Origin of the sequence: Enterococcus sp. AZ095b, assembly GCF_051714725.1 — a bacterium.
Taxonomy (GTDB): domain Bacteria; phylum Bacillota; class Bacilli; order Lactobacillales; family Enterococcaceae; genus Enterococcus_B; species Enterococcus_B pernyi.
In genome coordinates, this window is the sequence record NZ_JBIOSL010000001.1 from 223,040 (window position 1) to 238,664 (window position 15,625).

The 15,625-nt window shown below is 40.0% G+C and carries 12 protein-coding genes; 8 read left to right on the top strand and 4 right to left on the bottom strand.

Going from position 1 to position 15,625, the window contains the following annotated elements:
• Window positions 1-5: 5 nt before the first annotated feature.
• The 3 genes from IGJ99_RS01080 to IGJ99_RS01090 are packed head-to-tail and all read right to left on the bottom strand — an operon-like array spanning window position 6 to window position 2,734.
• Window positions 6-923 carry an osmoprotectant ABC transporter substrate-binding protein gene (locus IGJ99_RS01080; protein ID WP_096081316.1) on the bottom strand — a complete coding sequence of 306 codons (918 nt, stop codon included), beginning with the start codon at window positions 921-923 and terminating at the stop codon, window positions 6-8.
• Complete coding sequence (locus IGJ99_RS01085; RefSeq protein ID WP_409173710.1) at window positions 920-1,561, bottom strand: ABC transporter permease; 642 nt, start codon at window positions 1,559-1,561, stop codon at window positions 920-922. Before IGJ99_RS01085 ends, IGJ99_RS01080 begins: the two co-directional genes overlap by 4 nt.
• Before the next feature lie 3 nt (window positions 1,562-1,564).
• Window positions 1,565-2,734 (bottom strand): betaine/proline/choline family ABC transporter ATP-binding protein, encoded by a 1,170-nt coding sequence (locus IGJ99_RS01090; RefSeq protein WP_023518953.1) that lies wholly within the window; start codon window positions 2,732-2,734, stop codon window positions 1,565-1,567.
• A 261-nt stretch (window positions 2,735-2,995) separates the two neighbouring features.
• On the opposite strand from IGJ99_RS01090, the gene queA reads away from it, so the two are divergent.
• Together queA and IGJ99_RS01100 are read left to right on the top strand one after the other, a co-directional pair.
• The gene (gene queA / locus IGJ99_RS01095) at window positions 2,996-4,027 is read left to right on the top strand and encodes a tRNA preQ1(34) S-adenosylmethionine ribosyltransferase-isomerase QueA (RefSeq protein ID WP_023518954.1); all 1,032 of its coding nucleotides are present in this window, start codon (window positions 2,996-2,998) and stop codon (window positions 4,025-4,027) included.
• 569 nt (window positions 4,028-4,596) lie between these two features.
• Window positions 4,597-7,257, top strand: a complete 2,661-nt coding sequence (locus IGJ99_RS01100) for a calcium-translocating P-type ATPase, PMCA-type (protein ID WP_010736593.1) — start codon at window positions 4,597-4,599, stop codon at window positions 7,255-7,257.
• Between the two features lie 64 nt (window positions 7,258-7,321).
• Here the strand turns inward: IGJ99_RS01100 and IGJ99_RS01105 are convergent, their stop codons facing one another.
• Entirely contained in the window at window positions 7,322-8,014 is a 693-nt protein-coding gene (locus IGJ99_RS01105) for a DUF975 family protein (RefSeq protein ID WP_023518956.1), read from the bottom strand.
• Between the two features lie 206 nt (window positions 8,015-8,220).
• Here IGJ99_RS01105 and tgt point away from each other — a divergent pair, with 206 nt between their 5' ends.
• From tgt to IGJ99_RS01135, 6 genes are all read left to right on the top strand, one after another.
• Window positions 8,221-9,366 carry a tRNA guanosine(34) transglycosylase Tgt gene (tgt, locus tag IGJ99_RS01110; RefSeq protein ID WP_010736591.1) on the top strand — a complete coding sequence of 382 codons (1,146 nt, stop codon included), beginning with the start codon at window positions 8,221-8,223 and terminating at the stop codon, window positions 9,364-9,366.
• Window positions 9,367-9,459: 93 nt separating this feature from the next.
• On the top strand, window positions 9,460-9,837 hold the full coding sequence (gene yajC / locus IGJ99_RS01115) for a preprotein translocase subunit YajC (RefSeq protein ID WP_010736590.1): 378 nt from the start codon (window positions 9,460-9,462) through the stop codon (window positions 9,835-9,837).
• 314 nt (window positions 9,838-10,151) lie between these two features.
• Complete coding sequence (gene adhE / locus IGJ99_RS01120; protein WP_019722420.1) at window positions 10,152-12,749, top strand: bifunctional acetaldehyde-CoA/alcohol dehydrogenase; 2,598 nt, start codon at window positions 10,152-10,154, stop codon at window positions 12,747-12,749.
• Between the two features lie 278 nt (window positions 12,750-13,027).
• A complete protein-coding gene (locus IGJ99_RS01125) occupies window positions 13,028-13,282 on the top strand; it encodes a hypothetical protein (RefSeq protein WP_010736588.1) in 255 nt (84 codons plus the stop codon).
• A 199-nt stretch (window positions 13,283-13,481) separates the two neighbouring features.
• Window positions 13,482-14,588, top strand: a complete 1,107-nt coding sequence (gene bglB, locus IGJ99_RS01130) for a beta-galactosidase BglB (protein ID WP_438770458.1) — start codon at window positions 13,482-13,484, stop codon at window positions 14,586-14,588.
• A gap of 16 nt (window positions 14,589-14,604) precedes the next feature.
• Window positions 14,605-15,624, top strand: a complete 1,020-nt coding sequence (locus tag IGJ99_RS01135; RefSeq protein ID WP_010736586.1) for a TRAP transporter substrate-binding protein — start codon at window positions 14,605-14,607, stop codon at window positions 15,622-15,624.
• Window position 15,625: the final 1 nt, after the last annotated feature.

Below are 15,625 nucleotides of genomic sequence, written 5' to 3' on the forward strand. Positions count from 1 at the left end.
CATCGTCACTCCCCTCCAAAGTATTGGTTTTCTTTTAAAAAGCGTTCTGCGACGACAGAAGGCTCAACCAAATTATTGTCTGCTTCATAGTTCAATTGTTGCATTTTTTCAGTGCTGATCGTATTCCTTAATTTTGTTAATGCTTCTGCTAAACCCGGCGTATCTTTTAATAGTTGATTATCTACAACCGGTGCAGCGTCATAAGGTGGGAAAAAACTCAAGTCATCTTCTAGCATGACTAGATCATAACTAGCAATACGTCCGTCTGTCGAATAACCTAAAACGATATCCATTCTCCCAGCTTCTACAGCGTCATAGACTAGACCGATCTGCATAGGCAAGATGGAATCAAATGAAAAGCCATATGTTTCTTTGAAGCCGTCATAGCCATCTCCTTTACGATTGATCCAGGAAGTATCCACTCCAGCGACAAGTTCATCGGCGACATTTTTCAAGTCACTGACTTTCTTTAAATTGTATTTTTCCGCAGTATCTTTGCGAACAAGAAAAACGTAGGTGTTCTCGAACCCATAAGAAGGAAACCAGGTTTGATCATACCTTTTTTCAAATTCACGTTTTACGATATCAAATGCTTTTTCAGGATCTTTCTCAGGCGGTAAATTAAGGGTAGTAGTCAAATCCGTCCCTGTATAGCGAGCGGCAGAAATAGACGCGTCGCCGTTCATCATTGCTTGATGATTGATCGTCGTCGTTGCTAAGTTATTGATGATCGTCGTATTTTTTTCCGTATAGTGTTCAACCATCCCAGCAACGATACTGGCAATGATCTGAGCTTCAGAAGTGATCCCACCGGTGATAGAAATCGTATCTTCATCAGTATTACTTGCCAATCCTGGGAAGGAGCAACTTGCAAGTAATAAGACGGTCAATACGAGAACGACACTATTTCTGATTCGTTTCATTCGTCATTCTCCTCCCTCAATGCGATCGGTGTTAACCGATTCTCCAATAGTCCTAATAAGAAATCTGCAAGCAATGCTAAGATCGTTACAGGGATCGTTCCAGCGAAAATCAAATCGGGTTGATAATTATTCAAACCGCTAAAAATCAAATCGCCTAGCCCGCCTGCGCCGATGTAAGAGGCGAGGGTTGCCCATGCAATCACATAGACTGCTGCTAACCGGATACCTGCCATGATCGTCGGCATAGCGATCGGCAATTCGACAGAAAAAATCGATTGGATATTTGTCATTCCCATGCCTTTTGCGACATCGCGGTAATTCCAATCCACATTTTTCATCCCAATATAGGTATTTCTTAAAATAGGTAAAAGGGAATAGATAAATAGGGCAATGATTGCAGGCATTTTACCGACACCGAATAAAGGAATCATAAGTGCTAATAGGGCAAGAGAAGGGACTGTTTGTAACGCACTGGTCAGTCCAATAACAATCGTTGCGACTTTAGGAAAACGCGTCAAAAGAACACCTAAAGGAACAGCAACGGCAATCCCGATGACCAATGCAATTGCTGAAATATAGAGATGTTCGAGACTTTTTGAGAGGATCTCAGCGCCATGTTGTTGAAAAAATTCGGCCATTGGTTAAACCTCCTTTGTTTCAGATGGCGTACCAATTGCATCAGTAAGCGATGGTTCTTCGCCCCAGATCACGTCATAGACGATGTCGACAAGAGAGGCTCGAGTTAAAATACCAACGACTTTATTTTGTTCATCAACTACTGGCACATATTTTAAACCACGTTTTAAGATTCGTTGTAAGGTATCACGTAAATAAGCAGATTGTTTTACATAAAAAACATCCTTGTTCAAGATATCGCCAACACTCGAGACTTTTCCACGTTTCTTATCGATTGTTTCAACATCGATAAATCCTTTTAAGGTATTTGAATTATCCGTCACTAAAAGCGTATCGACGCGTTTTTCACGCATCAATTTGATGGCTTCTTGCAATGATTTTTCTGGCGTGATCGTGATGGCTTGGTTCAGCATGACTTCGCCTACTTTTGTGGTATCTGGTTTGGCTTGAAGTAAGCGATCTTCACCGATCAATTCTTCGACAAATTCATTGGCAGGGTGGCGTAAAATATTTTGTGGCGTATCAAATTGAATGACTCTACCTTCACTCATGATCGCGATACGACTGGATAATTTGATTGCTTCATCCATATCATGTGTCACGAAGACGATGGTTTTTCCTAGACGTTCTTGCAGATCCTTGACTAAATCTTGTAAGGAATCTCTTGTGATAGGGTCTAATGCTCCAAAAGGTTCATCCATCAAAATGATGTCTTGATTCGCCGCTAACGCGCGAACGACACCGATACGCTGCTGTTGACCACCAGATAATTCATGTGGGTAACGATCAAGCATTTCACGAGGAAGTTCCACCAGGTCGATCATTTTATCTGCTGTTTTGTTCCGTTCTTCTTGGCTGACCTTCAATAATTTTTGGACAAGAGTGATATTTTCCCGGATCGTCATGTGAGGCATCAAACCGATACTTTGAATCACATAGCCGATTTGTCGTCGGAGTTCAACGGGATTGATTTCTTGGATCGACTTTCCATCAATCAAAATCTGACCTTCTGTCGGGTCCGTCATGCGGTTAAGCATTCGCATCGTAGTGGTTTTTCCGCTACCACTTGTACCGATAAAACAGATGAATTCGCCTTTTTCAAAAGAAATATTGACGTTCTCGACCGCGACTTTTCCACCTTTATAAATTTTTGATACATTCTGAAATTCGATCATCATTGCACCTCTTCTTTTCTTTTCCATAAAGAATGTTCTTATAATAGTATGCCTAAAATAACTAAGGAATACAAATTTGATGATTTATTTACTATACAAATAACTAGACTAGTAGGCGTTTTTTGAAATTATAAATAAAATATAGCTGAAAAGATAACGCAACCAATCATAAATGAATGGAAGGATAAGATTTTTGCTTTTTGGCATTGTCGGCATAAAATGGTAAAATAAAAGGGCCAAACAGAGAAAGTGAGTGACGATATGTTAACAACAGAAGATTTCGATTTTGAGTTACCCGAAGAACTGATTGCCCAAACACCATTAAAAGACCGGGATCATTCCCGATTACTTGTAGTTGACCGTAAGACAGGTGGGATGATGGATAAACATTTCCATGAAATCATTGAGGAATTAAATCCTGGTGATGCGTTAGTGATGAATAATACACGCGTATTGCCTGCGCGCTTATACGGTGAAAAAGTAGAGACGGGTGCCCACTTAGAAGTATTGCTTTTGACCAATACAGAAGGTGACACGTGGGAGACACTGATCAAACCAGCCAAACGTGCCAAAGTAGGGACAGAGATCATTTTTGGTGACGGCCGTTTAAAAGCAGTCGTGAAAGAAGAGCTGGATCATGGTGGACGAATCATTGAGTTTGCCTATGAGGGGATTTTCTTAGAGAATCTAGAAGCGCTTGGCGAAATGCCGTTACCGCCTTATATCAAAGAACGTTTAGAAGATCCAGATCGCTATCAAACTGTCTATGCAGAAGAGAATGGCTCAGCAGCTGCACCAACTGCTGGCTTACATTTCACGACAGAATTATTAGATGAAATCAAAGCAAAAGGCGTGGAGCTTGTGTATTTGACACTGCATGTCGGTCTAGGAACCTTCCGTCCAGTGAGTGTCGATAAAATCGAAGAGCATGAAATGCACAGTGAATTTTATCGTTTGACCGAAGAAGCTGCTACTCGTTTGAATCAAGTTCGCCAAAATGGCGGGAAAATCGTGGCAGTAGGAACGACTTCAATCCGCACATTAGAAACGATTGGTACGAAATTTGATGGGGAGATCAAAGCAGATAGTGGTTGGACTGATATCTTTATTACGCCAGGGTATGAGTTCAAAGTAGTTGAAGCTTTTTCTACGAATTTCCATTTGCCAAAATCCACTTTAGTGATGCTAGTCAGTGCGTTTGCTGGTAGAGAATTAACATTATCAGCTTATCAACATGCCATCGATGAACGTTACCGTTTCTTCAGTTTTGGAGATGCGATGTTTGTAAAGTAACTTTTTAAGATAAAAAAGACCCCGACTCTCGATTAGTCGGGGCTTTTGTGCTTCGGAAGGAAACAAATAAATAGAATTAGTGTAACTTTCCATAGAACATGCAAAGTACGGTGTTGAATTTCTTCTTGATAAACAAAAAATCTTGTTTTCTTTACATCTTCAACAGTTGAATCATCTCTTGTTCCTATTCAATTTTCAGATGTTCATGTTATTTAATTGTTACGTATCCCACTACTTCTTTTTTTGAACGATTTTCGTTTCAAACAATCATACGCATTCGCTATTTATAATGGTTACTTCACATGCTCGTTAAGGTGAAACTTGTACTTCTAACAACTTTGTTTGCTTATACTACTCTATCGAGAAATTCTTCTATCTATTTGTCTTTTCCTCCTTCCTTATGGTTAAATCATACCACGTTTTGGTAGCGTTTGCAATTGATATGTATTGATTATTTTAAAATATTTCTCTTCATATATATATGCGATATAGTTGAATTAATTAAAAAAATGATGTTATACTAAAATAGTGCGTTATACATAACGTATGATTTTTAAAGGAGGTATAGGATGGATAGTTACAAAAAAACAATAGAAGAAATAGCAGAAGAAACAAAAGTAGATATAGATCAAGGCTTGTCGATGACTGAAGCAAAAGAAAGAAGTCAAAAACAAGGCAAAAATCAATTCGAAGAAGCCCCCAAAGAATCACTCTTCAAAAAATTTATACGAAGTCTTTCAGATTTCACCACGATTGTTTTGTTAGTTGCCGCAGTCATTTCATTTTACACCGCATTTGCAACTGAACATGGAGACCTGTTCGAAGGACTCTTGATCATTGCGATTGTTATCATCAATTCAGTTCTAGCGATTGTTCAAGAAGGAAATGCAGAAAAAGCATTAGAATCCCTACAAGATATGAATAAACAAACCGCTACGGTCCTCAGAGATGGTAAAGTAGAAAAAGTAGATGCTGAGAATCTAGTTGTCGGGGATGTGCTGGTATTAGAAGCAGGATCAGCGATTGCTGCGGATGCTCGCTTAGTTGAAACATCACAATTACGTGTAGAAGAATCAGCTCTAACCGGTGAAAGTGAGGCTGTCGAAAAAGACGCAGGTTACATAAGTCAAGAAGATGACTCTCTCGGTGACCAATTGAACATGGTCTTTAAAGGTTGTACCGTTGCTGCTGGTCGTGGGAAAGCGATCGTCACAGCGATTGGTATGCAGACCGAAATGGGAAAAATTGCCGGATTATTAAATGACCATACAATGCAGAAAACACCACTACAAGTCCGTTTGAATCAATTAGGGAAGCGAATCAGTGTGATTGCATTAGCAGCTGCTGCCTTAGTCTTTTTGATTGGTGAACTTCAAGGGGAACCGTTACTTGAAATGTTCATGACTTCGATTTCCTTAGCTGTTGCCGCAGTACCAGAAACATTAACTGTTATCGTTACATTGACACTTGCTTATGGTGTACAGAAAATGGCGAAAAAACATGCGATTATTCGTCAGCTGCCAGCTGTTGAAACGCTCGGTACTGCGAATGTCATCTGTTCGGATAAAACCGGTACACTGACACAAAACCGGATGCGCGTACGTCGTGTGTGGAGTAAAGAAGATGAGGTAACAGATGTCGAAGATTCAATGACAAATAGCGCGATGGAAATTTTAAAAATGGCTGCATTATGTACAGATGTGACGGTTGAAAAAGAGGACGATGAATTGATCGTCAAAGGTAATCCAACGGAAGCAGCAATTGTACGTGCAGTTGAGGAAAACTATCATACAAAAGAAGAATTAGAAGAAAAATACCCAAGGGTTGACGAACTTCCATTCGACTCTGATCGAAAAATGATGACGACTGTCCATAAAATGGGTGATAAATATATCTCTATCACTAAAGGCGCATTTGATGTCTTAGCACCAAAATTTACGTCTGGAGACGTTGAACAAGCAGAAGTGGTCAACGACCGTTTTGGGAAACGTGCCTTACGTGTAATTGCAGTAGGTTATCGAACGTATGACGAAAAACCACAAGAAATCACTTCAGAAGCTTTAGAAAAAGATCTACGTTTGATTGGCTTGATCGGTATGATCGATCCGCCGCGTCCTGAAAGTAAAGGTGCTATCAAGCGTGCGAAAAAAGCTGGTATCAAAACAGTGATGATCACTGGGGATCATGTCGTCACTGCCAGTGCGATTGCCAAAGAATTGGGAATTTTGACCAATAGTAACGAAGCTCTTTCAGGTGCGGAACTCCGTGCGTTATCTGATGAAGAGTTGGATGATCGAGTAAAAGATTTATCCGTTTATGCTCGCGTAACCCCAGAAGATAAAATCCGAATCGTCAAATCATGGCAACGAACAGGTGCTGTGGTCGCAATGACAGGTGATGGTGTGAACGATGCGCCAGCATTGAAAGCGAGTGACGTTGGATGTGCGATGGGGATCACCGGTACAGATGTAGCGCAAAGTGCCGCTGACATGATTTTGACCGATGACAACTTCGCTACGATCGTAGATGCAGTTAGCCAAGGACGTTCCGTTTATCAAAATATTCGAAAAGCCATCAACTTCTTATTAAGCTGTAATATCTCTGAGATTTTTATCGTATTGATTGCGATGTTAGTTGGTTGGGGGGCACCATTTACAGCCGTTCAACTGTTGTTCGTAAACGTTGTTGCTGATGGACTACCTGGTTTCGCTCTAGGAAGAGAACCAGCAGAGGAAGGGATCATGAATGAAGCACCAATTCCTAAAAATGAAGGAATTTTCGCTCGTGGTCTAATGAAGAAAATTGCCATCAATGCAGGAATATTTACGGTAGTCACTTTATTTGGTTACTACTTAGGAAGCTTCGTCGATACGATCAGCCCTTGGGTTGATGCTAGTCAAGAAGTTGGCCAAACCGTTGCATTTCTAGTATTGGCTTACTCTTCGATCATTCATGTCTTTAATGTTCGTAGTAGTCAATCGATTTTCAAAGTGAACTTAGCAACGAATAAATCGTTAGTGGAAATGGCGATTCTTTCCCTTCTTATCACGTCAGCAGTCGCTTTATTACCATTCACGCAAGAATTATTTGGGTTAGTTCATATTAGTTTGAATCATTGGTTCTTAGTAGGAATCTTGTCGCTCATACCGATTGGGGTCAATGAATTGATCAAGTTCCACCAATTGCCAGATGAGGAAGAGACAGTAGAAGCACCAGAATCTGAAATGTAAAAAAATAAACACCAAAAAAGGATTGGAGATTTTCCAATCCTTTTTATTATGGTGAAAAAGCTGATTAAACTTGTTTTGGTAATTGTTCGTAAAAAGCAGCTTTAGTTGCAGTGATGTATGGATTCAACCATAGATAACCGATACCGACTGTGGCAATTGCTAAGATGTGCCATCCGATAAACGATAAGTCTAACCAGAATAATTTTCCTTTGTAGCCATCCATCAATTTACGGCTTGCTGTAATCGTATCAAGGATTTTTGGTTTTTCACCTGTTTCTGTTACGACATCATAGTAAATGAAATAACTTTGAGAATAGGCATACCCTTTGATGATCCCAGGAATGACTAAAAGCAATGCCCATAACGTAGTGAAAATTGTTGTCACTAGTGCTAACAATAGAACGCCACCGAAGAATACGCCTGAAAAACCTCGGAAAGCATCTTTGAATGGTTCGATCGTTGTTCGTTTCCCACGGATAATGTCTAAATAGGTCCAAGAAATCCCACTCATGAATAATGCACTGATGATCGTAGAAACGATCCCTCCACCTGAACTACTGCTACTTGAGCCATTCACCATTTCTTGTATTGAACTACTGTCTTGCATCGATGCAATCAGTAAAGCGGTAGGCAAAGCTAAAATAAGAATAATAGCAATTGTGATCAATGTTGGAATCAGATTCAACAAAATTGCTTGCCCCCAGCGTCCCTTTAAGCTATCTTTTGCTTGTTTTTTTAGTTCCCCAGAAGATACCATACACTTCACTCCTTTTTTTGATACCCTTAGTATATCAAAGAAGGGCCGAATTAGCTCAGGGATTACTCTTTCATTATTGAAAGGTTCGCAAAAAAAGCAGGTTAAAAAGAACTATAAAAAAAGAGAAGCTCTTGCAAAAAGTAGTTGAAAAGATTATGATGGTGGGAGTTGCAAACGCGATTCTATAAAAGAAAGTAGGGAATTGAATGACAGAACCTGCCATTCGTTATCGTTTAATAAAAAAAGAAAAACATACAGGCGCCCGCCTTGGTGAATTGATTACTCCCCATGGAACTTTTCCAACGCCGATGTTTATGCCTGTGGGTACACTAGCTACCGTTAAAACTATGTCGCCGGAAGAACTAAAAGAAATGGGTGCAGGCGTGATTTTGAGTAATACCTATCATTTATGGCTTCGTCCTGGAGAAGATTTGGTCGAAGAAGCAGGTGGCTTGCATAAATTTATGAATTGGGACCAGCCGATTTTAACTGATTCTGGTGGATTTCAAGTCTTCTCATTAAGTGATATGCGTAACATCGTTGAAGAAGGTGTGCATTTCAAAAACCACTTGAACGGCTCAAAAATGTTCTTGTCTCCTGAAAAAGCCATCAACATCCAAAATAAATTAGGTTCTGATATCATGATGAGTTTTGATGAATGTCCTCCATTTGATGAGAGCTATGATTATGTGAAAAAATCAGTTGAACGAACTTCTCGTTGGGCAGAACGTGGATTGAAAGCTCATGCGAATCCAGATCGTCAAGGATTATTTGGTATCATCCAAGGAGCTGGTTTTGAAGATTTACGTAAACAAAGTGCGAAAGACTTAATCAGTATGGATTTCCCTGGGTATTCCATCGGAGGTTTATCTGTCGGTGAACCAAAAGCTGAGATGAACCGTGTCTTAGAATTTACGACGCCATTGATCCCAGATCATAAGCCACGTTATTTGATGGGGGTAGGAGCTGCGGATTCATTGATTGATGGCGTGATTCGTGGAGTCGATATGTTCGACTGTGTTCTACCAACCCGAATCGCTCGTAACGGAACATGTATGACATCGCAAGGACGATTAGTCGTAAAAAATGCGCAATATGCCCGGGACTTCCGTCCAATCGATGAAAAATGTGATTGCTATACTTGTAAAAATTATACGAGAGCATATATTCGTCACTTGATCAAATGTGATGAAACATTTGGCATCCGTTTAACGTCTTATCACAATCTATACTTCTTATTAAACTTGATGAAACAAGTTCGACAAGCGATTATGGATGATAACTTATTAGAGTTTCGTGCAGCCTTTTTCGAAGAGTATGGGTTCAATAAAGAAAACGCAAAAAGTTTCTAGCAGGATTTGTGAAATTTAGTTAAAAAACTAGTTTCTAGCGCCTTTTTCTGCTAAAGTGTTTAGTGTAGATATTTAGTTAGTGAGGTGAAAAAAATGGGTTCATTACCAATGTTAGTGATGTTCGTTGCCCTATTAGGGATGTGGTTCTTTATGTCACGTACACAAAAGAAACAACAACAAGAACGTCAAAACTTGCTTGATAGTATGAAAGCTGGCGATGAAGTAGTCACGATCGGTGGACTTCATGGCGTAGTCTCAGAAATCGACGAGACAAATCGTACAGTTGTTTTAGACTGCGAAGGGATCTTTTTAGAATACGATCGAGCAGCCATCAAAACGGTAAAACCAGGTACAGGCGCGATGACAAGCACACCAATCGCACCAGTAGAAGAACCGACAGAACCAGAAGTAATTGAAACTGTTGAAGTTCCAGAAACACCTGAAGAGAAAAAAGAAGAAAAAGAATTATAGACACCGGTTGTTTGCCACGCGTGGGCTAAATGTATACGGAGTTCGATCATTCTTTATCAAAAAGACTGTCGTCATTCCTATCTCGTATAGAGATAAGAAGGCGATCAGTCTTTTTTGTGTGACTTTGCTAAATAAATCACATCTGCCATTATGGAGCGGTCACTCGATAATCTCTCTTGTGGAACGGACTGTTTCTAAAGAAAAATATAACTGTGAAAAAAATCACAAAAAAGTATTTACATCGAAAAAAAAGTGTTGTATGATGTGTATGTGAAATAATTAACAAATAACCATGACTCAGTAGGAGGAACATAATGGCTAAAATAATGGAAAAAGAAGAGACAAAAACTGTTGATGTACAAGCGATGATCGACGATTTAGCGACAAAAGCAAATGTTGCGTTGAAAGAAATGGAAAGTTTTGATCAAGAAAAAGTAGATCACATTGTGCATGAAATGGCAATGGCTGCATTAGATCAGCACATGCCTCTAGCAAAAATGGCTGTCGAAGAAACTGGCCGTGGCATCTATGAAGATAAAGCAATCAAAAATATGTATGCTTCAGAATATATTTGGAACAGTATCAAATATGACAAAACTGTCGGAGTAATCAATGAAGACACTCAAAAAGGGTTGATTGAGATTGCTGAACCAGTCGGCGTCGTTTGTGGCGTAACACCAACAACAAACCCAACTTCAACAACAATCTTTAAATCAATGATCGCTTTGAAAACCAGAAACCCAATCGTTTTTGCTTTCCATCCAAGCGCTCAAAAATGTTCCGCTGAGGCAGCAAGAGTCGTTCGTGATGCAGCCATCGCAGCAGGTGCGCCAGAAAACTGTATCCAATGGATCGAGCATCCATCGATCGATGCGACTTCAATGTTGATGAACCACCCAGGAATTGCAATCGTATTAGCAACTGGTGGCGCAGGCATGGTAAAATCCGCTTATTCAACTGGTAAACCAGCTTTAGGTGTTGGACCGGGTAACGTTCCTGCATATATCGAAAAAACAGCAAAAGTAAAACGTGCAGTGAATGACTTGATCGTATCAAAAACATTCGATAACGGCATGATTTGTGCTTCTGAGCAAGCAGTCATCGTAGATAAAGAAATCTATGCAGCCGTAAAAGCAGAATTCCAAGCTCACCAAGTGTACTTCGTCAAACCAGCAGAGCTTTCAAAATTAGAAGATGCTGTCATGAATGAAGGTAAATACGCTGTAAATCCTGCAATCGTGGGACATTCAGCAATGGATATTGCAAAATTAGCAGGGATCAATGTACCAGAAGGAACCAAATTATTAGTGGCAGAATTAGAAGGCGTAGGGCCTGATTATCCACTTTCACGTGAGAAACTTTCACCGGTTTTAGCAATGGTCAAATCAAACAGTACAGAACATGCTTTCGAATTATGTGAAGGAATGTTGAACCTTGGTGGATTAGGGCATACAGCTGTCATCCATTCAGAAAACGAAGAGTTGCATGTTCAATTTGGACTACGCATGAAAGCTTGCCGTATCTTAGTCAACACACCATCAGCAGAAGGCGGAATCGGAAATATCTACAACGAAATGATTCCATCATTGACACTAGGTTGTGGTTCATACGGAAAGAATTCTGTTTCAAGAAACGTATCAGCAGTCAACTTAATCAACGTCAAAACTGTAGCGAAACGGAGAAATAACATGCAATGGTTCAAATTACCACCAAAAATCTTTTTTGAAAAGAATTCTTTGCTTTACTTGGAAAAAATGGAAAACGTTGAACGTGTCATGATCGTTTGTGACCCAGGTATGGTCCAATTCGGCTACTGTGACACTGTAAGAGAAGTATTAGCACGTCGTAAAAATGATGTGAAAATCGAGATCTTTTCAGATGTTGAACCAAACCCTTCAACAAATACAGTTTACGCTGGTACAAAAATGATGGCGGACTTCAAACCAGATACAGTGATCGCTCTTGGGGGCGGATCAGCAATGGATGCGGCGAAAGGCATGTGGATGTTCTATGAGCACCCAGATACTTCATTCTTTGGCGCAAAACAAAAATTCTTAGATATCCGTAAACGTACGTATAAAATCGACAAACCTGAAAAAACACAGTTTGTATGTATCCCAACAACATCAGGAACTGGTTCAGAAGTGACACCATTCGCAGTAATCACAGATAGCGAAACACATGTGAAATATCCATTAGCTGACTACGCATTGACACCAGATGTGGCAATCGTTGATCCACAATTTGTGATGTCAGTTCCCGCTTCTGTTACAGCGGATACAGGTATGGATGTATTGACACATGCTATCGAATCTTATGTCTCTGTGATGGCTTCTGATTACACTCGTGGGTTGAGTTTACAAGCAATCAAATTAGTCTTTGACTACTTGGAAAAATCAGTGAAAACACCAGATATGGAATCACGCGAAAAAATGCATAATGCGTCAACAATGGCTGGTATGGCCTTTGCCAATGCCTTCTTAGGAATTTGTCACTCAGTTGCGCATAAAATCGGTGGAGAATACGGTATCCCTCATGGACGTACAAATGCGATCCTATTGCCGCATATCATCCGCTATAATGCGAAAGATCCACAAAAACATGCGATGTTCCCTAAATATGACTACTTCCGTGCGGATACAGACTACGCGGATATCGCGAAGTTCTTAGGTTTGAAAGGGAAAACAACAGCAGAGCTTGTAGAAGCATTGGCAACAGCTGTTAGCGACTTAGGAAAATCTGTTGGTATCGACATGAGCTTGAGAGCGCAAGGCGTGACGCAAGAAACATTAGACACAACAGTTGATCGCATGGCTGAATTAGCGTATGAAGATCAATGTACAACAGCCAATCCAAAAGAACCATTGATCAGTGAGTTGAAACAAATCATTATCGACGCATATAATGCGTAATTCATAACTAAAAGTTGTCCCAACAACGAATCAAGCATGAGAGAATCTTCTCACTTGGTTCGTTGTTTTTTCTTTTTAAGATAATGTCTATCAAGCGATACACCAGAAGAATTTCCGGAAATAATTTTTGTAGAATCGCTCAATATGTTGTTAGAAGAGAAAAATGTCGTAGCTTTTTTTTCTAATATCTAAAAAAAGAAGTATTAGATAACTCGAATAATAGGTATTTTGATGAATATGCTATGCTACTATTTTTCTATAAAAAAGGAGATGAGATCTTGAAGAAATATATTGTTACTTTGTTGATTGCGTGTGTCGTTTCTCTTGGACTATCCTTTCTTTTGGAACGAGAAATCTTACGTAACATTGGCATTGGGTTACTTTTGATCGGAATTGCACTTTCTGGCACAGCAGTTTCAGGGGATCGCATGCGAGCGAATCAGGAAAATAGCGAGTTGGGTTTTCGTAAGAACTACTTTTGGTTTCCTTTACTTGCATGTTTGCCATTTTTTATGGTGTATACATTTTTATAAACGGTTGATTTTGAAGCCATGACGAGCGGTAGGCGTCATGGTTTTTCTTTTGATAGGGCTCTTTTTTACAGAAAACCCATTAATAATCTCGTTATGTCAATTTTAGATAGTTTTTGTTCAAATGATGCTATTTATTGAGAAAGCGTTTACTGATATATTAACAGCATAGAATGAAAGCGTTTAAAAAGGAGAGGGGAAATTGATTATTAAAGAGGAACTATTTGTACAGAAAGAAGTTGTAGAAGGAACGATTGACCGATTAGTGGAGAATTTGACGACGATCAACGATGATTTAGGTGAATTTTTATTGGATTTTGATGGGTTAAAGGTGGATGACAAAAGTTGGTCTATTTGGAACTGGCCACAAGGTGTAGGGCTATACGGTATCTATAAAAATTATCAGTTGACTAAAAATCCTCGTGCGGCGGAAGTGGTGAAGGAATGGTTTGAAGCACGGATGCAAGAAGGCGCACCGCCGAAGAACGTCAATACGATGGCACCAATCCTCACGATGGCGTATTTATATGAGGAGACAGGTGATACACGCTACTTGCCTTACTTGAAGCAATGGGCGGAATGGGTCATGAATGATATGCCTCGGACAGAGGAAGACGGATTACAGCACGCTACATATGGACCGGAAAATAAGAATCAATTGTGGGATGACACCTTGATGATGACGGTTTTGCCATTAGCCAAAATCGGTAAGCTCCTAGATCGTCCAGAATACCTAGAGGAAGCCAGATACCAATTTATGATCCACATCAAATATTTGATGGATAAACGTACAGGTCTTTGGTACCACGGGTGGACCTTTGAAGGTAATCATAATTATGCGGAAGCATTTTGGGGAAGGGGAAATTGTTGGTTGACGATTGCGATTCCTGAAATCATCGCGATTCTGGAACTAAAAGAAGGAGATGCTTTCCGTAAATTATTAATAGAAACGCTAGAAGCCCAAGTGCAAACCTTAGCAGATCAGCAATCAGAAAGTGGCTTATGGCATACCTTGATCGATGATCCAACCTCATACTTAGAATCATCTGCGACAGCAGGTTTTGCTTACGGTATTTTAAAAGCAGTGCATGAGCGCTACTTGCCAAAGAAATATTTAGAAACCGCCTATCGTGCGATCCAAGGGTTGCTTGAGCAAGTAGATGAAACTGGCGAAGTTCAAAATGTTTCGGTAGGTACAGGGATGGGCGATGATTTAGAGTTTTACCGTACGATTGGCAAGACAGCGATGCCTTATGGCCAATCGTTACTTGTATTATGTCTGACAGAATTACTTGTGTCGTATTGTTGATAGAAAGGAGAAAAAAATGAAAAAAACACTTGCTTTTGCTTTTTGTTTACTGGGAATCATCGGTTTGAGTGGTTGTAGTAGTCAGTCAAGTGTTGGTGTTGTCGCAAATGCAGAGGAAGAAGCAACGATCACTTTACGTTTTGCTTATGCCAGTAATAGTCAGCCAGTCATTGATGCAATGAATAAATTCGGAGAGTTAGTAGAAGAAAAAACAGCTGGCTCAGTCAAAGTAAAATATTTTCCTGATGGTCAATTGGGGGGAGAACGTGAATTGATCGAACTGACTCAATCAGGTGCGATTGATTTTACGAAAGTCAGTGCTTCTGCGTTAGAAAGTTTCTCTAAAGTCTATTCGATTTTTTCAGTTCCTTACTTGTTCAATGATGAGCAACATTTCTTCAATGTCATGGAGAACGAAGAGATCATGCCACCCATTTATCAATCAACGACAGATTTAGGTTTTTCTGGTCTCACCTATTATGATTCAGGGCAACGTAGTTTTTATATGGTCGATGGCCCGATCCACACACCGGATGATCTAAAAGGGAAAAAAATCCGCGTGATGCAAAGTGAAACGGCCATTAGAATGGTGGAACTACTAGGTGGATCACCTGTGCCGATGGGCAGTGACGAAGTATATACTTCGCTACAGTCAAACTTGATCAACGGATCAGAGAACAATGAATTTGTTTTGTATACAGCCGGGCATGGTGGTGTAGCCAAGTATTATTCCTATGATGAGCATACACGAGTGCCGGATATCATCATCATGAACGATGCGATCAAAGAACGTTTGACTGCTGAGCAACAACAAGCAATCGAAGAAGCGGCGAAAGCATCAACGATTTTTGAAATCGAAGCATTCGCTCAAGCAATCGAAGAAGAAAAAAGAGTGGCAACGGAAGAATATGGCGTCCAGTTCAATGAAGTGGACAATACGCCATTTCGTGAAGCAGTCGCACCGTTGCATGACGAATTCAAAAATCATCCGGATTTTCAGACGCTTTACCGAATGATCCAAGAAGAAGGGGTGTAAT

Excerpts from the sequence above, each read along its gene's own strand:
- yajC (WP_010736590.1), top strand. The coding sequence starts at position 9,460 with ATGGGTTCATTACCAATGTTAGTGATGTTCGTTGCCCTATTAGGGATG.
- IGJ99_RS01085 (WP_409173710.1), bottom strand. The coding sequence starts at position 1,561 with ATGGCCGAATTTTTTCAACAACATGGCGCTGAGATCCTCTCAAAAAGT.
- IGJ99_RS01105 (WP_023518956.1), bottom strand. The coding sequence starts at position 8,014 with ATGGTATCTTCTGGGGAACTAAAAAAACAAGCAAAAGATAGCTTAAAG.
- IGJ99_RS01080 (WP_096081316.1), bottom strand. The coding sequence starts at position 923 with ATGAAACGAATCAGAAATAGTGTCGTTCTCGTATTGACCGTCTTATTA.
- IGJ99_RS01100 (WP_010736593.1), top strand. The coding sequence starts at position 4,597 with ATGGATAGTTACAAAAAAACAATAGAAGAAATAGCAGAAGAAACAAAA.
- tgt (WP_010736591.1), top strand. The coding sequence starts at position 8,221 with ATGACAGAACCTGCCATTCGTTATCGTTTAATAAAAAAAGAAAAACAT.
- queA (WP_023518954.1), top strand. The coding sequence starts at position 2,996 with ATGTTAACAACAGAAGATTTCGATTTTGAGTTACCCGAAGAACTGATT.
- IGJ99_RS01135 (WP_010736586.1), top strand. The coding sequence starts at position 14,605 with ATGAAAAAAACACTTGCTTTTGCTTTTTGTTTACTGGGAATCATCGGT.
- adhE (WP_019722420.1), top strand. The coding sequence starts at position 10,152 with ATGGCTAAAATAATGGAAAAAGAAGAGACAAAAACTGTTGATGTACAA.
- IGJ99_RS01090 (WP_023518953.1), bottom strand. The coding sequence starts at position 2,734 with ATGATCGAATTTCAGAATGTATCAAAAATTTATAAAGGTGGAAAAGTC.